15 protein-coding genes are annotated in these 18,671 nt (G+C 72.8%); 7 read left to right on the top strand and 8 right to left on the bottom strand.

The genetic code is table 11. The annotated features are described in order from the left end of the window. Nucleotides 1-32: 32 nt before the first annotated feature. Nucleotides 33-1,547: an MFS transporter gene (locus tag ACFYZ3_RS14185; RefSeq protein WP_388516509.1), complete on the bottom strand. Its 1,515-nt coding sequence runs from the start codon at nucleotides 1,545-1,547 to the stop codon at nucleotides 33-35. A 117-nt stretch (nucleotides 1,548-1,664) separates the two neighbouring features. On the opposite strand from ACFYZ3_RS14185, the gene ACFYZ3_RS14180 reads away from it, so the two are divergent. Beyond that, a complete protein-coding gene (locus ACFYZ3_RS14180) occupies nucleotides 1,665-2,648 on the top strand; it encodes an Lrp/AsnC family transcriptional regulator (RefSeq protein WP_388516506.1) in 984 nt (327 codons plus the stop codon). Here ACFYZ3_RS14180 and ACFYZ3_RS14175 read toward each other — a convergent pair. Next, nucleotides 2,630-3,508 carry a LysR substrate-binding domain-containing protein gene (locus ACFYZ3_RS14175; protein WP_388516503.1) on the bottom strand — a complete coding sequence of 293 codons (879 nt, stop codon included), beginning with the start codon at nucleotides 3,506-3,508 and terminating at the stop codon, nucleotides 2,630-2,632. The genes ACFYZ3_RS14180 and ACFYZ3_RS14175 overlap by 19 nt on opposite strands. 212 nt (nucleotides 3,509-3,720) lie before the next feature. Between ACFYZ3_RS14175 and ACFYZ3_RS14170 the strand changes: the two genes are divergently transcribed. After that, nucleotides 3,721-4,731, top strand: coding sequence for a bile acid:sodium symporter family protein (locus ACFYZ3_RS14170; RefSeq protein WP_388516862.1), 1,011 nt, complete (start codon nucleotides 3,721-3,723; stop codon nucleotides 4,729-4,731). Between the two features lie 25 nt (nucleotides 4,732-4,756). Here ACFYZ3_RS14170 and ACFYZ3_RS14165 read toward each other — a convergent pair whose 3' ends face one another. From ACFYZ3_RS14165 to ACFYZ3_RS14140, 6 genes are all read right to left on the bottom strand, one after another. Then, nucleotides 4,757-6,673 (bottom strand): exo-alpha-sialidase, encoded by a 1,917-nt coding sequence (locus tag ACFYZ3_RS14165; RefSeq protein ID WP_388516500.1) that lies wholly within the window; start codon nucleotides 6,671-6,673, stop codon nucleotides 4,757-4,759. Nucleotides 6,674-6,864: 191 nt separating this feature from the next. Continuing rightward, complete coding sequence (gene fdhD, locus ACFYZ3_RS14160) at nucleotides 6,865-7,713, bottom strand: formate dehydrogenase accessory sulfurtransferase FdhD (RefSeq protein ID WP_388516497.1); 849 nt, start codon at nucleotides 7,711-7,713, stop codon at nucleotides 6,865-6,867. Between the two features lie 32 nt (nucleotides 7,714-7,745). Further along, the gene (locus tag ACFYZ3_RS14155; protein WP_385972536.1) at nucleotides 7,746-8,606 is read right to left on the bottom strand and encodes a 2Fe-2S iron-sulfur cluster-binding protein; all 861 of its coding nucleotides are present in this window, start codon (nucleotides 8,604-8,606) and stop codon (nucleotides 7,746-7,748) included. Further along, the gene (locus ACFYZ3_RS14150) at nucleotides 8,603-10,642 is read right to left on the bottom strand and encodes an NAD(P)H-dependent oxidoreductase subunit E (protein ID WP_388516494.1); all 2,040 of its coding nucleotides are present in this window, start codon (nucleotides 10,640-10,642) and stop codon (nucleotides 8,603-8,605) included. The genes ACFYZ3_RS14155 and ACFYZ3_RS14150 overlap by 4 nt, the downstream gene beginning before the upstream one ends. Further along, nucleotides 10,623-12,551: a molybdopterin oxidoreductase family protein gene (locus ACFYZ3_RS14145; RefSeq protein WP_388516491.1), complete on the bottom strand. Its 1,929-nt coding sequence runs from the start codon at nucleotides 12,549-12,551 to the stop codon at nucleotides 10,623-10,625. The genes ACFYZ3_RS14150 and ACFYZ3_RS14145 overlap by 20 nt, the downstream gene beginning before the upstream one ends. Continuing rightward, complete coding sequence (locus ACFYZ3_RS14140; RefSeq protein WP_388516488.1) at nucleotides 12,548-13,519, bottom strand: 2-dehydropantoate 2-reductase; 972 nt, start codon at nucleotides 13,517-13,519, stop codon at nucleotides 12,548-12,550. The genes ACFYZ3_RS14145 and ACFYZ3_RS14140 overlap by 4 nt, the downstream gene beginning before the upstream one ends. A gap of 203 nt (nucleotides 13,520-13,722) precedes the next feature. Here ACFYZ3_RS14140 and ACFYZ3_RS14135 point away from each other — a divergent pair, with 203 nt between their 5' ends. The 5 genes from ACFYZ3_RS14135 (at nucleotide 13,723) to ACFYZ3_RS14115 (ending at nucleotide 18,552) form a co-directional block, all read left to right on the top strand. Then, a complete protein-coding gene (locus tag ACFYZ3_RS14135; protein WP_388516486.1) occupies nucleotides 13,723-15,063 on the top strand; it encodes an OFA family MFS transporter in 1,341 nt (446 codons plus the stop codon). Continuing rightward, complete coding sequence (locus tag ACFYZ3_RS14130; RefSeq protein WP_016327776.1) at nucleotides 15,032-15,184, top strand: hypothetical protein; 153 nt, start codon at nucleotides 15,032-15,034, stop codon at nucleotides 15,182-15,184. Before ACFYZ3_RS14135 ends, ACFYZ3_RS14130 begins: the two co-directional genes overlap by 32 nt. Nucleotides 15,185-15,345: 161 nt before the next feature. Continuing rightward, complete coding sequence (locus ACFYZ3_RS14125) at nucleotides 15,346-16,296, top strand: beta-ketoacyl-ACP synthase III (protein ID WP_388516483.1); 951 nt, start codon at nucleotides 15,346-15,348, stop codon at nucleotides 16,294-16,296. A 133-nt stretch (nucleotides 16,297-16,429) separates the two neighbouring features. Beyond that, on the top strand, nucleotides 16,430-17,107 hold the full coding sequence (locus tag ACFYZ3_RS14120; RefSeq protein ID WP_356861765.1) for a GntR family transcriptional regulator: 678 nt from the start codon (nucleotides 16,430-16,432) through the stop codon (nucleotides 17,105-17,107). Nucleotides 17,108-17,370: 263 nt separating this feature from the next. Continuing rightward, the gene (locus ACFYZ3_RS14115) at nucleotides 17,371-18,552 is read left to right on the top strand and encodes an ROK family protein (protein ID WP_388516479.1); all 1,182 of its coding nucleotides are present in this window, start codon (nucleotides 17,371-17,373) and stop codon (nucleotides 18,550-18,552) included. Nucleotides 18,553-18,671 lie beyond the last annotated feature (119 nt).

Below are 18,671 nucleotides of genomic sequence, written 5' to 3'. Positions count from 1 at the left end.
GCCGTAATCTCCACCGAATCTGTACGACCCGCTTACCGCCGGTACGGGGGTGCCGGAACGGCCTCCTCCTCTTTCAGCGCGGGCGGCGCCGAATCCGTCACACCGGCATTCCGGCCCCCGCGTTCGGCCCTGACCAGGACGAGCACCAGCACCCCGGCGACCGCCGCGACCGCGCCCGCGGCCACCGCGGCCGCGTTCAGTCCGGAGGCGAACGAGGCCCGCAGTGCGTGCTCGCCGAACACGCCCCGCAGGGCGCCCGCCGCACCGCCCGCCAGCCCGTGCGCCGCGTCGTGCGCAAGCGTGTCCTCCATCCGCGAGGTCAGTACCGTGCCGAACACGGCGATGCCGAGCGCGTACCCGAGCTGGCGGAAGGTGTTGACCGCACCCCCGGCCATGCCGGACCGCTCCGCCGGTACCGCGGCCAGCGCCGCGCCCGCGATGCCGGGCGACACCAGGCCCGTTCCGACGCCCACCAGGAGCAGCCCCGGCACCAGGGCGGACGCGGTGGAGCCCGCGTCCAGGAACGCCATGCAGAACTGCCCCGCCGCGATCAGCAGCAGCCCGCCCCCGATGGTCAGCCGGGCCGGCACCCCGTGCAGCAGCCGCCCGCCCGCCGCGGCCACCACGAACGACGCCAGCGACAGCCACACGAACACCAGACCGCCCCGCACCGGGCTCATCCCCAGCATCGTCTGCAGCCATATGGAGGTGTACGCCATCACACCGAACGCCGCCGCGTTGAAGGCCAGCCCGCCCAGCATCACGCCCGAGAACGCGGGGCGCAGGAACAGCCGCGGGTCGAGCAGCGGATCGGCGACCCGGCGCTCCACGGCGACGAACGCGCCCAGCGCCACCACCGCGAGCACGAAGGAGACGAGCGTGCCGCCTTCCGTCCATCCGTGCGACCCGGCCCGCACCGCCCCGTACGTCACCGCCCCGGCGAACGCCGCGAACGCGGCCGTACCCGCCCAGTCCACCCGGCGCCCGGCCGCCCCGCGCGACTCCGGCACCACGCGCAGCGTCAGCCAGACCGCCGCCACGCTCACCGGCAGGTTCACCCAGAAGATCCAGCGCCAGCCCGGACCGTCGGTGAGCAGCCCGCCCAGCACCGGGCCCACGGCCGCCGCCGCCCCGCTGACCGCGCCCCACACCCCGAGCGCCATCGACCGCCGGCGCCCCTGGTAGACCGAGCCGAGCAGCGGCAGCGTGGTGGCGAACATCGCCGCCGCGCCCAGCCCCTGCAACCCGCGCGCGGCGACCAGCATGCCCGGCCCGGTGGCCAGCCCGCACAGCAGCGACGCCACCGCGAACAGCACCACGCCCGCCACGTGCACCCGGCGCCGTCCCAGGACGTCGGCCGCGGCGCCGAGCCCCAGCAGCAGGGCGGCCAGCGCCAGCGCGTAGCCGTCCATCACCCACTGCAGATCGCTCAGCGAGGCGTGCAGCCCCCGGGCCATGTCCGGCAGCGCGACGACCGCGATCGTCACGTCCAGCAACAGCATGAACGTCCCCAGACACACCGCCGTGAGCGGTCCCCATGTACGCATGTTCCGTCTTCTCTCCCGTGTCGTACGTCGTTGCCTGCCTCCGTACGATGGTTCGCGCCCGGCCGATCGCATCGGTTCACGGCAACCTTGCGACGGAATCCGACAGGGAAGACCGCCATGCGGATGGAATCCGACTCCTTCGACGAACTCGACCTGGGGCTGCTCGACGCCCTGGAAGTGAACGGCCGCGCGTCCTTCAGCCGCATCGGGGCGGTACTCGGCGTCTCCGACCAGACCGTCGCCCGCCGCTACCGCAGGCTGTGCGCCGAGGGCGGGCTGCGGGTGGTGGCCGTCCGGGACGCCGAGCGGCTCGGCCAGGACCACTGGACGCTGCGGCTGCGCTGCGTGCCCGACAGTTCCGCGGCCATCGCGGACGCCCTCGCGAAGCGGCCGGACACCAACTGGATCGGGGTGGCCAGCGGCGGCACGGAGGTCATCCTCGGAACCCGACCGCGCAGCCCCGGCGCCCGCGACGACCTGCTCCTCGGCAAGTTGCCGCGCACCCCGCGCGTGCTGGAGATCCACGCCCACCAGATGCTGCACCGCTTCTACGGCGGGCCGAGCGGCTGGCTCCGCAAGTTCGGCGTGCTCAGCGAGGAGCAGGTGGCGGCACTGCGGACCGAGCCGGATCCCGCCCGGCAGGGACCGGCCCGCATCGACCCCGAGGACGAGCCGTTGCTCGCCGTCCTGGAACGGGACGGCAGGGCCACCTACCCCGAACTCCAACGCGCCACCGGTCGTTCCGAGTCCGCCGTCAAGCGCCGCCTCGCCGCGCTGCTCGCCTCCGGTGCCGTCTACATCGACGTCGAGTACGACCCCGACATCCTCGGCTACCGCACCGACGCCGCCCTGTGGATCACCACCAGCCCCGCCGCCCTCCACCGGGTCGGTGAGGCCCTCGCCGCCCACGACGAGATCGCCCACGTGGCCGCGACGGCCGGGCCGTCCAACATCATCGCCACCGCCGTCGTCCGCAGCACCGCCGACCTCTACACCTACCTGAGCGGACCGCTCGGCCACTTGGAGGGCGTCCAGCACCTGGAGGCGTCCCCGCTCCTGCGTCGCGTCAAGCGGTTGACCTATCAGAGGCCCGTCCGCTGAGGCCGGTGCAGCCGGTCGCCGCCCGCCAGGATCGCCGCCGCCAGCGCGTCCGCCGCGCCCTGCGCCGAGGGGCGGCGCCGGCCGTGCACCAGCACGAAGTCGACGCCGCCCAGCTCGGGCAGCCCGGCCCGGTCCGGCACCCGTACCAGCCCGGGCGGGACGAGACCGCGGGAGTGTGCCATGACCCCGAGGCCCGCGCGGGCGGCGGCGATCAGACCGTTCAGGCTGCCGCTGGTGCACGCGATGTGCCACGCGCGGCCCTCCCGCTGCAGGGCGTCCAGGGCGAGTGCGCGGGTGATGCCGGGCGGCGGGTAGACGATGAGCGGCACCGGGCGGTCCGGTTCGAGGCGCAGCCGCTCCGCGCCGATCCACACCAGCCGGTCGCTCCACACCGGCTCGCCGCGCGGGTCCTCGGGCCGCCGCTTGGCGAGCACCAGGTCCAGCTTCCCGGCCGCCAGCTGCTCGTGCAGGGTGCCCGACAGCTCCACCGTCAGCTCCAGGTCGACCTCCGGGTGGTCGTACCGGAAGGCCTCCAGGATCTCCGGCAGCCGGGTCAGCACGAAGTCCTCGGAGGCCCCGAACCGCAGCCGCCCGCGCAGCCGGGTGCCCGTGAAGAAGGACGTCGCCTGCTCGTGCACCTCCAGGATCCGGCGCGCGAACCCGAGCATCGCCTCCCCGTCCTCCGTCAGCTCCACGGAGTGCGTGTCCCGGCTGAACAGCTGCCGCCCGGTGGCGTCCTCCAGCCGCCGCACGTGCTGGCTCACCGTCGACTGACGCAGCCCGAGCCGCCGGGCGGCCTGCGTGAAGCTCAGCGTCTGGGCCACCGACAGGAACGTACGCAGGTGGGAGGGGTCGTACATGCCGCCAGCCTAGCGGTGGTCATCGGTGATCGTGATGACAGTCAGAGCGGTATGCCGGATTCCCGATCGCCGGACGGGGGAGCACGATGGAGCGGGGACCCGTGACCCCTTCGAACGAGCAGTACGAGCAAGCAGTACGAGCAAGCAGCGAGCAGTACGAGTAAGCAGCGAGCAAGTGGAGCACCGTGAAACGCCTGCGTTGGCCGCGTCGGATGCCGATCGACCCGTACATCCTGCTGCTGCTCGGCACGGTGGGGCTCGCGGCGCTGCTGCCGGCCCGCGGTACGGGCGCGGACGTCGTCTCCGGTGCCTCCACCGGCGCGATCGCCTTCCTCTTCTTCCTCTACGGCGCCCGGCTCTCCACCCGTGAGGCGATGGACGGCGTACGGCACTGGCGGCTCCACGTCACCGTGCTGGCCTGCACCTTCGTCGTCTTCCCACTGCTCGGCCTCGCGTCGCGCGGTCTGGTCCCGGTGCTCCTGACCGATCCCCTCCACCAGGGCCTGCTCTTCCTCACCCTGGTCCCGTCGACCATCCAGTCGTCGATCGCCTTCACCTCCATCGCCCGCGGCAACGTACCCGCCGCCATCTGCGCCGGGTCCTTCTCCTCGCTGGTCGGCATCGTCGTCACACCGCTGCTGGCCGCCGCCCTGCTGGGCAGCGGCGGGGGCGGGTTCTCCGCCGACTCGGTGGTGGAGATCGTGCTGCAACTGCTGGTGCCGTTCGTGGCCGGGCAACTGCTGCGCCGGTGGATCGGTGGCTTCGTCGCCCGGCACAAGAGGGTGCTCGGGCTCGTCGACCGCGGCTCCATCCTCCTGGTCGTCTACACCGCGTTCAGCGAGGGCATGGTCGAGGGCATCTGGCACCAGGTGAGCCCGGCGCGGCTGGCCGGGCTGCTGGCCGTTGAGGCGGTGCTCCTGGCCGTGATGCTGGCCCTGACCTGGTACGGGGCGAAGGGTCTCGGCTTCGGGCGCCAGGACCGGATCGCGATCCAGTTCGCCGGGTCCAAGAAGTCCCTCGCCGCCGGACTGCCCATGGCGAGCGTTCTGTTCGGCGCCCAGGCCTCGCTGGCGGTGCTGCCGCTGATGCTCTTCCACCAGATGCAGCTGATGGTGTGCGCGGTGATCGCCAAACGCCGGTCGCGCGACCCGCAGGCGCTCCCGGCCGAGCGGGACGCCGCCCCGGTGCGCACCGCGGTGGGCACCGGCGGCCGTTCCGGCTGAGGCGTCCGCACCCGCGCGGTGCCGGTCAGCCGCCCGTGCCCGCCTCGTCCACCCGGTCCAGCGGCAGGTGCAGGACGGTGCCCGAGAGGGCGGCGGGCGGCGCACCCGCGGTGATCTCCGCGTCCGTCAGGGCCCGGTTCCACACCCGCACCTCGTCCACGGCGCCGGTGAAGCGGGCCCGGCCGTCCATCCGTTCCCCGACGTGCACGCCGAAGGGCGAGTTCCGGCTGACCGAACCCGGAACGTCCGCCGCCTCCGCCGCCGCCGCACCGTCGAGGAACAGCGTGAGCCGGCCCCCGCCGCGGCGCAGCGCCAGATGGTGCCACCGCCCGTCGTTGTGGGCCCCGTCGGTGCGCACCCACGCCGAGCGCGCCGCCGCGCCGTCGCGCGCGGTGATCAGCCCCTGCACCCGCCCGGCGCCCGGCTCGGCACGCAGCCACACCTGGGGCTGCGTCGTGCCGACACCGCCCATCCACAGCAGCGGCTGCTCCCCGTCGGCCGCCGAGTACCGGAACCACAGCGACGCCGTGAAGTCCCGCTCCCCGAGCGCCTGCCGCTCGTCGTAGGGCAGTCGTACGGCGTCGTTCGCGCCGTCGAACGCGAGCGCGCCGCCCACCGCGCCGTCCGTGGTCGTCCCGGCGCCGCCGAGCACGGTCGCGGGCGCGGCACCGGGGGCGAGGTCGGGGGTGGTGGGGTCGGCGGGCCGGCGCGGCGCGAGCCAGTCCTCGGTGAAGCGGGCGAAGCGGATCTCGTCCCGGGCGTCGGACGCCCCACCCTCGTACAGCAGGCCCAGGGTGCCGTCGTCGACGGACACCAGGTCCGAGTAGCCCGACCAGTCCCGGGTGACGACCGTGCCGCGGTCCACGCCGTCCCAGGTGGTGCCGCCGTCCCAGGAGGAGCGGACCGTCATCGTCCGGCGGCGGTCGGGGTCGGCGGGCGCCGACAGCAGGATGCGGTCGCCGAGGCGCAGCACCGCGCCCTGTACCTGCGGGGCGTACAGGCCCGGCAGGGCCCGGAAGGGCGCCGCGAAGCTGTCGCCGCCGTCCCGGCTGAGGGCCTGGGTGCGGTGGCCGGGGTCGGTGCCGTTCTCCTCCCGGCCGCTGACCAGGAGGGCGCCGTCGGCGCGTTCGGTGAGGGTCAGTTCGGAGGGCTTCTGCCGGAAGGTGCCGTCGGCGGCGACGGGCCAGGTGTCGGTGGCGCCGGTCCTCCAGTGCTCGCCGCCGTCGTCGCTGACCACGAGGGCCGCGTGGTTGGCGGTGACCCTCCCCCAGCCTCCGGCCGGGGGGACCCCCATCTCGCTTCGCTCGCCGTCCCAGGTCTCGGCGTTGACGCCGACGACGAGCCGGCCGGGGTGGGCGCCGCCGGTGAGCTGCACGCCGTGCACGGGGCCGGTGGCGTACCAGGCGTTCCAGTCGGGCGGCAGGATCTCGGGCCCCAGGTCGCGGGGCGCGGACCAGGTGCGGCCACCGTCGTCGCTGTGCTGGAGGTGCGGCGTGCGGGCGCAGGGCACCGCGCAGTTGGCGCCGTCCGTGCGGCCGGCGTTGTAGGTCTCCAGCAGCAGGACGCGGCCGGTCGCGCGGTCGACGACCGGGGCCGGGTTGCCGTGGGTGTCACCGCCGCCGTCGTTGACGACCTGGAGCGGGCCCCAGGTGCGACCGCCGTCGGCGGAGCGCTTCAGGACGATGTCGATGTCACCGGCGTCCGCGCAGTCGAGGACGCGGCCCTCGGCGAAGGCGAGCAGCGTGCCGTCCGTCGTGCGCACCATCGCCGGGATGCGGAAGCAGGCGTAGCCGCCCGGGTCCCGGGCCGCGTCGAAGAGAACCTGCTCCCCGAACTCCGGCGCCCGCTCGCCGGGCTGGGCGAACACCGGGGGCGTGGGGAGGGCCGGCGCGCACGACGCGGCCAGGGCGAGCCAGAGGGAGCGGGGAGGTCGGGGCGGCATGGCGCGGTCTGCCCTTCGGGCGGCTGGAGAGGGGGGAAACCTTCGTGCGCACATCAGTACAAGAGGTGTCCCGTGCCCACGGGGACCGCGCCGCTTCCCGCGTGTCGGGACGCGGTCGAGGCGGGGCCCCGGCGGCGCAGGGGGCGCTCCCCGCCGGCAGGGGCCCCGCCGCCGTGCAGCGGGGTGGCGCGTCAGCCCTGGGCGGCCGCGGCCCGCAGGGCGACCCGGTCCTCACCCGCGTACACGTTCATGGAGCTGCCGCGCAGGAAGCCCACCAGCGTCAGCCCGGTCTCGGCGGCCAGGTCCACGGCCAGCGAGGACGGCGCCGACACCGCGGCCAGCACCGGGATGCCCGCCATCACGGCCTTCTGCGCCAGCTCGAAGGAGGCCCGGCCCGACACCAGCAGCACGGAACGGGACAACGGCAGGTCCCCGTTCTGCAGGGCACGCCCGACCAGCTTGTCGACCGCGTTGTGCCGGCCCACGTCCTCCCGTACGTCGACCAGTTCGCCGTCCTCGGTGAACAGCGCCGCCGCGTGCAGCCCGCCGGTCCGGTCGAAGACCCGCTGGGACGCCCGCAGCCGGTCGGGCAGGCCGGCCAGCAGCTCCGGGGTGACGCGGACCGGGGGAGTGTCGGCGATGGGCCAGCGGGCCGTCGTGCGCACCGCGTCCAGGCTCGCCTTGCCGCACAGGCCGCAGGAGGAGGTGGTGTAGACGTTCCGCTCCAGCGTGATGTCGGGGATCCGCACGCCGGGGGCGGTCTTCACGTCGACCACGTTGTAGGTGTTGGAACCGTCGGCCGTGGCGCCCGCGCAGTACACGATGTTCTGCAGGTCGCCCTGCTCGGCGAGCACTCCCTCGCTCACCAGGAAGCCCGCCGCCAGCGCGAAGTCGTCGCCGGGAGTGCGCATGGTGATGGCGAGGGGCTTGCCGTTGAGCCGGATCTCCAGCGGTTCCTCGGCGACGAGCGTGTCCGGGCGGGTGGAGACCGCTCCGTCCCTGATGCGGATGACCTTGCGTCGTTCCGTGACTCGTCCCATGTTCGTGCCCCTTGCGCCGGTCGGTGTGCCGGTCAGTCCCGGTTCTGTACGTGCTGGTAGCCGAAGCGGCCCTTGATGCACAGGTTGCCGTGGGTCACCGGATTGTCGTGCGGAGAGGTGACCTTCACGATCTCATTGTCCTGCACATGGAGCGTGAGATTGCAGCCCACACCGCAGTACGCGCACACCGTCGTCGTCTCGGTCTGCCGCTCCTCGTCCCAGGTGCCCGCCGCCCGCATGTCGAACTCGGACTTGAAGGACAGGGCGCCGGTGGGGCACACCTCGATGCAGTTGCCGCAGTACACGCACGCGGAATCGGTCAGCGGGCCGTCGTGCTCGACCGAGATCCGGGCGTCGAAGCCGCGGCCGGAGACGGAGATGGCGAAGCTGTTCTGCCACTGGTCGCCGCAGGCGTCCACACACTTGTAGCAGAGGATGCACTTGCCGTAGTCGCGCACGTAGAGGTCGTTGTCGACGCGCGGTTCCGCGTCGACGCGGGCCGCGTCCGGGCCGAAGCGGTCGGGCTTCGCCTCGTACTCCTTGATCCACTGGGCGACCGAGGGGGTCGTGGAGAGGTCGACAGAGGAGGCGAGGAGTTCGAGGACGACCTTGCGGCTGTGCCGAGCGCGCTCGGTGTCCGTGCGCACCACCATGCCCGGTTCCGCCCGGCGCGAGCAGGCGGGCGCGAGGGTCCTGGCGCCCTCGACGTCCACCACACAGACCCGGCAGGCGTTCTTCGGGGTGAGCGTGTCGCCCTCGCACAGGGTCGGGACGTCCTTCCCGGCGGCCCGGCAGGCGTCGAGGATCGTGGACCCTTCGGGGACCCGGGCCTCCTGCCCGTCGAGGGTGAACTCCACCAGACGGCGCGGCACTCCGAGCGGTATCGCGGTCATTCGTACGCCCCCAGACGGTCGATGGCGGATTCCACGGCGTTCCACGCGGTCTGCCCCAGACCGCAGATCGAGGCGTCCCGCATCGCGCGGCCGACCTCGCGGAGCAGGGCGATGTCGTCGGCCGCCGCGGCGCCCGTGCGGTCGGCTATCCGGTGCAGGGCCTCCTCCTGGCGCACGGTGCCGACCCGGCACGGCACGCACTGCCCGCACGACTCGTCGCGGAAGAACTCGGCGATCCGCAGGAGCAGGCGGGGAAGCGGGACCGTGTCGTCGAAGGCCATGACGACGCCGGAGCCCAGGGTCGTGCCCGCCTCGCGGGTGCCTTCGAAGGTGAGCGGGATGTCGAGTTCGTCGGGGCGGACGAAACCCCCGGCCGCGCCGCCGAGCAGGACCGCACGGAGGTTGTCGCGGACGCCGGCGAGGGTGAGCAGCTCGCCGAGCGTCGCGCCGAAGGGGAGTTCGTAGACGCCGGGGCGGGCCACGGTGCCGGACACGCAGAACAGCTTCGGGCCGGTGGATGTCGGGGTGCCGATCGCGGCGTAGGCCTGGGCCCCCATGGTGAGGATGGGGAGGACGTTGACCAGGGTCTCCACGTTGTTCTCGACCGTGGGTTTGCCGAACAGGCCCTTCTCGACCGGGAACGGCGGCTTGGAGCGGGGCTCGCCGCGGTGGCCCTCGATGGAGTTGAACAGGGCCGTCTCCTCGCCGCAGATGTACGCGCCGGCGCCGCGCCGGATCTCGATGTCGAAGGCGTAGCCCTGGCCGAGGACGTCGTCGCCGAGCAGGCCGCGGGTGCGGGCCTGCTCGATGGCGTGGGTGAGGCGGGCCAGGGCGCGGGGGTACTCGCCGCGGAGGTAGAGGTGGCCACGGTGGGCGCCGGTCGCGTAGGCCGCGATCGTCATCGCCTCGACCAGGGCGTACGGGTCGCCCTCCATGAGGACGCGGTCCTTGAACGTGCCCGGCTCGGATTCGTCGGCGTTGCAGACGAGGTAGTGCGGGTGGTCGGGCTGGGCGGCCGTCGCCTGCCACTTGCGGCCGGTGGGGAAGGCGGCGCCGCCGCGGCCGACCAGTCCGGCGTCGGTGACCTCGCGGATGACGGCGGCGGGGCCGAGGGCGAAGGCGCGGCGGAGGGCGGTGTAGCCGCCGTGGGCGCGGTAGTCGTCGAGGGAGGTGGGGTCGGTGGTGCCGATGCGGTGGAGGAGGGTGAGGGTGGGGTCGCCGGACTGGGGGACGGCGGATTCGGGGGTGGGTTCGGTGGCAGCGGATTCGGGGGCGGTGGCGGCTTGGACCGCTGCGTCCGGGGTCGCGGGGGCGCATACTGCCGTGGCGTGGAGGGTGTTTCGCCCCCGCCGCCCCTTCCCGTTCCCGTCCCCGGGGGCTGCCGCCCCCGGACCCCCGCTTTCGGCCTGGACGGCCTCGTCCTCAAACGCCGGACGGGCTGGAGTGTCCTCCTGCGCCGGACGGGCTGGAGTGTCCTCCTGTGCTGGACGGGCTGGAGTGTCCTCCTGTGCTGGACGGGCTGGAGTGTTTTCCTGTGCCGGACGGGCTGGGGCACCCGCCCGGATCACCAGGGTCGCCGGGGCGCGCTCGCACAGACCCAGGCACGGGCTGCGTTCGACCTTCACGCCGCTCGCCGGGCCCAGCCGCGCCTCCACCGCCGCGGACAGTTCACTCGCCCCCGCCGCCGTGCACGCCAGGTCCGTGCAGACGTGCAGGACGGTCGCCGGGCGGGGGCGGACCGAGAACATGGCGTAGAAGGTGGCCACCCCGTACGCCTCGGCCGGGGGCACGGTCAGGCGGCGGCACACGTAGTCCAGGGCGCCCTCGCTGATCCAGCCGACGCGGTCGTTGAGCGCGTGCAGGGCCGGGAGGAGCTGGTCGCGGCGGTCCCGGGCCTCGCGGCCGCCGCGTGCCCACCTGAGGTCGGCGTCGGAGCGGTCCGCGCCCTCCCAGGAGGACTCGGGCGGGCCGAGCAGGGCGTCCACGGCCGCGCGTTCCTCGTCCGTGGGTTTGCTGTCACCGAAGCGCAGGTCCACTGGCGCTCACCTTCTCGATCCGGATCGCCGAGGCCTTGAACTCCGCCGTCCCGGCGATGGGACAGTTCGCCTCGATGGTCAGCTGGTTGGTGTCCACCTCGTCGGGAAAGTGGAAGCTCATGAAGGCCAGGCCCGGGCGCAGGGCCGTGTCGACCCAGACGGGCGCGAGGAGTGAACCGCGCCGGGAGGTGACCCGGACCTCCTCGCCGACCACCACCCCGTAGCGCTCGGCGTCCTCCGGGCAGAGCTCGACGGACTCGCCGCGGCGCAAGGGAGAGGAGTAACTGCCGCTCTGCACACCCGTGTTGTACGAGTCGAGACGGCGTCCCGTGGTCAGCCGGATCGGGTACTGCTCGTCGGTGAGGTCCACGGGCGGGTCGTGCCGGACGAGCCCGAAGGGGGCGAGGCGGCCGCGGGCGGCCGGGTCCCGGGCCCACAGCCTGCCGTGCAGGTACGTCGGTTCCAGCTCCTCCGTGCTCGGGCACGGCCACTGGATGCCCTGGTGCTCCTCAAGGCGGGCGTAGGTCATGCCGTGGTGGTCGGGGGAGAGGGAGCGCAGCTCGTTCCAGACCGCCTCGGCGTCGGCGTACTTCCAGTCGTGCCCCAGGCGGGCGGCGAGGTCGCAGAGGATGTCGATGTCCTCGCGGGCCTCCCCGGGCGGGGTCACCGCCCTGCGGACCCGTTGGACGCGTCGCTCGCTGTTGGTGGTGGTGCCCTCCGTCTCCGCCCAGCCGGCCGTCGCCGGGAGGACCACGTCGGCCAGTTCCGCGGTCTTGGTGAGGAAGATGTCCTGGACCACCAGGAAGTCCAGGGCGCGCAGGCGGCGCACCGCCTGTTCGGCGTCCGCCTCCGACTGGGCCGGGTTCTCGCCGATGCAGTAGACGGCGCGGAGTGTGCCCTCGTCCATCGCCTCGAACATCTCCGTCAGGGTGAGGCCGTGGTGCGGCTCGACCACCGTGTCCCACGCCGTCTCGAACTTCCGGCGGACCTCCGGGTCGAGGACGTCCTGGAAGCCGGGGAGGCGGTTGGGGATGGCGCCCATGTCGCCGCCGCCCTGCACGTTGTTCTGGCCGCGCAGGGGCTGGAGTCCGGAGCCGTAGCGGCCCACGTGGCCGGTGAGCAGGGAGAGGTTGATCAGGGCGCGGACGTTGTCCGTGCCGTTGTGGTGCTCGGTGATGCCGAGGGTCCAGCACAGCTGGGCGCGCTCGGCACGGGCGTAGGCGTGCGCCAGCTCGCGGATGGCGGCGGCCGGTACGCCGGTCACCTTCTCGGCGAGGGAGAGGGTCCAGGGCTCGACCAGGGCCCTGTAGTCGTCGTAGCCCGTCGTCGCGCGTTCGATGAACGCCTCGTTGGCCAGGCCCGCGTGGATGATCTCCCGGCCGACCGCGTGCGCCAGCGGGATGTCCGTGCCGACGTTCGGTCCGAGCCAGCTCTCCGCCCACTCGGCGGTGGAGGTGCGGCGCGGGTCCACCGCGTACATGCGGGCGCCGCCCCGGATGCCCTTCAGTACGTGCTGGAAGAAGATCGGGTGCGCGAAGCGGGCGTTGGAGCCCCACATCACGATGACGTCGGTGTGCTCGATCTCCTCGTAGGAGGAGGTGCCGCCGCCCGAGCCGAAGGCGGCCGACAGGCCCGCCACGCTCGGCGCGTGGCAGGTGCGGTTGCAGGAGTCCACGTTGTGGGTGCCCATGACCACCCGGGCGAACTTCTGCGCCACGTAGTTCATCTCGTTGGTCGCCCGCGCGCAGGAGAACATCCCGAACGCGCCGCGCGCCGCCGCCAGGCCCCGGGCCGTGCGGTCCAGGGCCTCGTCCCAGGTCGCCCGGCGGAAGGGCTCGTCGCGCGAGTCCCGGACCAGGGGGTGGGTGAGGCGGGTGTAGGTCTTGGGGGTTCGGTCGCGTTTCCTCATGCGGCGCTCCTCAGCGCGAGCAGGTCCGACAGGGCGTGCACGGTGCGCAGGGTGGGCACCGGGACCCCGGTGATCTCCGCCAGCTCGACGACGGCCGCGAGCAGGACGTCGAGTTCGAGCGGCTTGCCGCGCTCCAGGTCCTGGAGCGTGGAGGTGCGGTGGTCGCCGACCCGCTCGGCGCCCGCGAGCCGGCGTTCGATGGAGACGCCGACTTCGCAGCCGAGGGCCGCGGCGACCGCCAGCGTCTCGGTCATCATGGTCTCGATGACCTCGCGGGTGCCGCCGTGCAGGCACATCTGCCGCATGGTGGCCCGGACCAGGGCGCTGATCGGGTTGAAGGAGATGTTGCCCAGCAGCTTCAGCCAGATGTCGTTGCGCAGGTCCGGCTCGACCGGGCACTTCAGGCCACCCGACCGCATCGCCTCGCTGAGCGCCGTGCACCGCGGCGAGACCTCCCGGCCGGGCTCGCCGATCGAGAACCGGGTGCCTTCCACATGGCGTACGACGCCCGGTTGTTCGAGTTCGGTGGCCGCGTACACGACGCAGCCGACGGCCCGTTCGGGCGCGAGCACCGCACTGACCGCGCCGGCCGGGTCCACACTTTCGAGGCGGCGCCCGTCGTACGGGCCGCCGTGCCGGTGGAAGTACCACCAGGGGATGCCGTTCTGGGCGGCCACGACCGCCGTGGCCGGGTGCAGCAGCGGCTCGATCAGCGGCCCGCACGCCGCGTACGAGTTCGCCTTCAGACCCAGGAACACGTAGTCGACCGGGCCGACTTCGGCCGGGTCGTCGGTGGCGTGCGGATGCGCGGTGAAGTCGCCGCGCGGGCTGCGCACCCGTACTCCGTACTGCCTCATGGCCGCCAGATGCGGTCCACGGGCGATGAGATGCACGTCGGCGCCCGCACGGTGGAGCGCGGCGCCGACGTAGGCGCCGATCGCCCCGGCGCCGAGGACTGCGACTTTCATGGCGGGGGAGCTCCGTTCGGTCGAGGGATACCGAGGAGGAACTGGAAAGTGTCTGTCGACGAAATATTGTCTACAGTATGGAGGTTGGGGCGGCAAGGCTTTGTGCAGCAGTGGTGGTGGTCTGTAGTCGAGTGATCGGCTTCTGTAGTTGTCTGCTCAACAGTCTTCTCAAGCGCTTTCCGGATGCCTACGGTTGGGGACCCATGAGTCCCCCCGTCGCACCCCCGGGCTGGAGCCGCTGGCTCGTTCCCCCGGCCGCTCTCTCGGTCCACCTCTCCATCGGCCAGGCCTACGCCTGGTCCGTGTTCAAACCGCCCCTGGAGTCCGCGCTCGGCCTCAGCGGCACGCAGAGCGCACTGCCCTTCCAGCTCGGCATCGTCATGCTCGGGCTCTCCGCCGCGTTCGGCGGCACGCTCGTGGAACGGCACGGGCCGCGCTGGGCGATGACCGTCGCCCTGATCTGCTTCTCGTCCGGCTTCCTGCTCTCCGCGCTCGGCGCGGCGGTGGAGCAGTACTGGCTGATCGTCCTCGGCTACGGCTTCGTCGGCGGCATCGGCCTGGGCATCGGCTACATCTCGCCCGTCTCGACACTGATCAAGTGGTTCCCCGACCGGCCGGGCATGGCCACCGGCATCGCGATCATGGGCTTCGGCGGCGGCGCCCTCATCGCCTCGCCCTGGTCGGCGCAGATGCTGAAGTCCTTCGGCACCGACAACTCGGGCATCGCCCTCGCCTTCCTCGTCCACGGACTGACGTACGCCGTCTTCATGCTGCTCGGCGTGCTGCTGGTACGGGTGCCGCGGCCCAGGGCGCGGGCGGACGGCCGGCCCGCCCCGCTCGAAGGGGTCCAGGTCTCGGCGCGTTCGGCCATGCGCACCCCGCAGTTCTGGCTGCTGTGGATCGTGCTCTGCATGAACGTCACCGCGGGCATCGGCATCCTGGAGAAGGCCGCGCCGATGATCACGGACTTCTTCGCCGACACCTCCACGCCGGTGTCGGCGACCGCCGCCGCCGGGTTCGTGGCCCTGCTGTCGGCGGCCAACATGGCCGGCCGGATCGGCTGGTCCTCCGCCTCCGACCTGATCGGGCGCAAGAACATCTACCGCGTCTACCTCGGTGTCGGCGCGCTGATGTACACCCTGATCGCGCTCTTCGGCGACTCCTCCAAGCCGCTCTTCGTCCTGTGCGCCCTGGTCGTCCTGTCCTTCTACGGCGGCGGCTTCGCCACGGCCCCGGCCTACCTCAAGGACCTCTTCGGCACCTACCAGGTCGGCGCGATCCACGGGCGGCTGCTCACCGCCTGGTCGCTGGCCGGCGTCCTCGGGCCGCTGATCGTGAACTGGATCGCCGATCACCAGGAGGAGGCCGGACGGCACGGCTCGGCCCTGTACGGCACCTCGTTCCTCATCATGATCGGGCTGCTGGTCGTCGGCTTCGTCGCCAACGAACTCGTCCGCCCCGTCCACGCCCGGCACCACGAACCCGCCACCCCGACGCAGCAGGAGGGCAACGATGTCACCCGACCGCAGCCAGAGTCCGCCTGACGCCACCGGGACGCCCGACCGGCGGCCGCTGATCGCCTTCACCTGGCTCTGGGTGGGCGCGCCGCTCGCCTACGGCCTCTACGAACTCGTGCGGAAGGCGACCCAGCTCTTCACCGGGTGAGGGGGCGGGCCGGTGACCGGGGACGGCCCGGGGCGGCCGAGGATGCTGACCGAAGCCGACAAGCCGGGCGCCGGTTTCCTGTCGTATCACCTGCCGTCGTACCCGTCGGTCACTGATCACACTGGTGGATCCCGTACCCCGAGGCAGCGAGGACTCCACCCATGCACCAAGGCTCCCGCATCACCGCCGTCGGCCACTACCAGCCCGCCCGGATCCTCACCAACGAGGACCTGGCGGGCATGGTCGACACCAGCGACGAGTGGATCCGGAGCCGGGTGGGCATTCGTACGCGCCGGATCGCCGGACCCGACGAGCCGGTCGACGAGCTGGCCGGCCACGCCGCCGCGAAGGCGCTCGCGGCGGCCGGGCTGACCCCCGCCGACGTGGACCTGGTCGTGGTCGCCACCTCCACCGCGATCGACCGTTCCCCGAACACCGCCGCCCGCGTCGCGGCCCGCCTCGGCATCCCCGGCCCGGCCGCGCTGGACCTCAACGTCGTGTGCGCGGGCTTCACCCACGCCCTGGCCACCGCCGACCACGCCGTCATGGCCGGTTCCGCGAGCCGGGCGCTGGTCGTCGGCGCGGACAAGATGTCGGAGGTCGTCGACTGGACCGACCGCAGCACCTGTGTGCTGGTCGGGGACGGGGCGGGGGCCGCCGTCGTCGAGGCCTGCGCGCCGGGCGAGGAGGCCGGGATCGGTCCCGTGCTGTGGGGGTCGGTGCCCGAGATGGGCAACGCGGTCCGCATCGAGGGGACGCCGCCGCGGTTCGCACAGGAGGGGCAGAGCGTCTACCGCTGGGCGACCACCCGGCTGCCCGCGATCGCACGCCAGGCCTGCGAGCGGTCCGGTCTCGAGCCGGCCGACCTCGCCGCGGTCGTCCTGCACCAGGCCAACCTGCGCATCATCGAACCCCTCGCCGCGAAGATCGGCGCCGTCAACGCCGTGGTCGCCCGCGACGTCGTCGAGTCCGGCAACACCTCCGCGGCGAGCATCCCGCTCGCCCTGTCCAAGCTCGTGGAGCGGGGCGAGATCACCACCGGCGACCCGGTGCTGCTCTTCGGCTTCGGCGGCAACCTCTCCTATGCCGGGCAGGTCGTCCGCTGCCCCTGAACGTCCCGGACCGTCCCACGATGTGACGTGGCCCACCCTCACGGCGTCCCGGCCCGGGCGCGCCGTAGACTGTAGACGAAAGACAATCAATACTTCGCGTACTGGTTGTGTTCCGGCCGTCGAGGGGGGACCGATGTTGTCCGCAGGACTGCCGCAGGGCGCGGTGCCCAGGCTCGAACGGCCCGGCCCGCTGCGGGACCGTGTCTACGAGGCGCTGCTCGAACTCATCACCACCCGGGCCCTCCAGCCCGGCCAGCACCTCGTCGAGAGCGAACTCGCCGGTCACCTCGGGGTGTCGAGGCAGCCCGTGCGCGAGGCGCTGCAACGGCTCAACACCGAGGGCTGGGTCGATCTGCGCCCCGCGCAGGGCGCGTTCGTGCACGAGCCGACGGAGGAGGAGGCGGACCAGCTTCTGACGGTGCGTACGCTCCTGGAGGCCGAGGCGGCCCGGCTCGCCGCGGCCAACGCCTCCAGCGCCGGTATCGCGGCCCTGGAGGCGCTGTGCGAGGAGGGGGAGCGGGCCGTCGCCGCCGAGGACGTGGACGCCGCCGTCGCCTGCAACGCCCGGTTCCACGGCAAGGTCATGGAGCTGGCGGGCAACGCCGTCCTCGCCGAACTGGCCGCGCAGGTCGACCGCCGGGTCCGCTGGTACTACACACCGGTCGCCCGCCAGCGCGGCCGTCAGTCCTGGATCGAGCACCGCGGGCTGATCGCCGCCGTCACCGAACGGGACGAGCAAGCGGCGACCCGGCTGATGCGCGAGCACACCGAGCACACCCGCCGCTCGTACCACGCCCGCGGAGAATCGTAAGGTCACAGCCCGTTCGCAGTGGGTTCTCAGGCCGTCCGGCGCATGGGCCGGACGGCCTCGTCGTGTCCGCGGCCGTCCTGCGCCGCACCCTTCTTTGTCCACTCAGTGGAGAAAGTTCGCAGCAATTCGTGCGTGACTTCTTCCCACACCCGGCGCCCACTGCTACGTTCCCTCCGAAAGCAAGCCACGCCGACAAGTCACGGTCGTGGCCGGAAACCGGCGGACCCAAGGCCGATCGAGGCGGGGAGGGGCTCGTGAGACGCATGACCGCACGACCCGCTAACGCCCACCAAGCGCGACTGCTCCAGCTGTTGCGCGACGGAGGGCCCAACTCCCGTGCCCAGCTGGGCGACCAGGTCGACCTCTCCAGGTCCAAGCTGGCCGTCGAGGTGGACCGGCTGCTGGAGACCGGTCTCGTCGTGGCCGACGGACTCGCCGCCTCGCGCGGCGGGCGCCGCAGCCACAACGTCCGCCTCAACCCCGAACTGCGTTTCCTCGGCGTCGACATCGGCGCGACCTCGGTCGACGTCGCCGTCACCAACGCCGAGCTGGAGATCCTCGGCCACATCAACCAGCCGCTGGACGTGCGCGAGGGCCCGGTCGCGGTCTTCGAGCAGGTGCTCTCCATGGCCGCCAAGCTGCGCGCCTCCGGGCTCGCGGAAGGTTTCGACGGCGCCGGCATCGGCGTCCCGGGACCGGTCCGCTTCCCCGAGGGCGTGCCGGTGGCCCCGCCGATCATGCCGGGCTGGGACGGCTTCCCCGTGCGGGAGGCACTCAGCCAGGAGCTCGGCTGCCCGGTCATGGTCGACAACGACGTGAACCTGATGGCGCTGGGGGAGCAGCACGCGGGCGTCGCCCGCACCCAGCACGACTTCCTCGTCGTCAAGATCGGTACCGGCATCGGCTGCGGCATCGTCGTCGGCGGGGAGGTCTACCGCGGTACGACCGGCAGCGCGGGCGACATCGGGCACATCCAGGCCGTGCCCGACGGACGCCAGTGCGCCTGCGGCAACCGGGGCTGCCTGGAGGCCCACTTCAGCGGCGCGGCCCTGGCCCGCGACGCCACGGAGGCCGCCGAGCAGGGGCAGTCGGTCGAGCTGGCGAACCGGCTGGAGGCGAACGGAGGCCTCAGCGCCGCCGACGTCGCCGCCGCGGCTGCCGCGGGCGACGCCACCGCGCTGGACCTGATCAGGGAGGGCGGACGCAGCACCGGCCAGGTCATCGCCGGCCTGGTGAGCTTCTTCAACCCGGGCCTGGTGGTGATCGGCGGCGGGGTGACCGGCCTCGGCCACAACCTGCTCGCCGCGATCCGCACCCAGGTCTACCGCCAGTCGCTGCCCCTGGCGACCGGCAACCTGCCCATCGTTCTGGGGGAGTTGGGCCCCACCGCCGGAGTCATCGGCGCGGCCCGGCTGATCAGCGACCACCTGTTCTCACCCGCGTAGCCACCTTCGCTTTCCACGCTCCACGGCTCCACGGCTCCACCTCTTCACATCTCCACGGCTCCACCTCTTCACGGCTCCACAGTTCCGTCCGGCACAGCGCTCTACCCCGATATGCCCTG

It is taken from the genome of Streptomyces sp. NPDC001599 (genome assembly GCF_042893535.1).
Classification (GTDB): Bacteria; Actinomycetota; Actinomycetes; order Streptomycetales; family Streptomycetaceae; genus Streptomyces.
The sequence above is the reverse complement of the archived record's forward strand: the minus strand, read 5'-3'. Positions and strand labels throughout refer to the sequence as shown.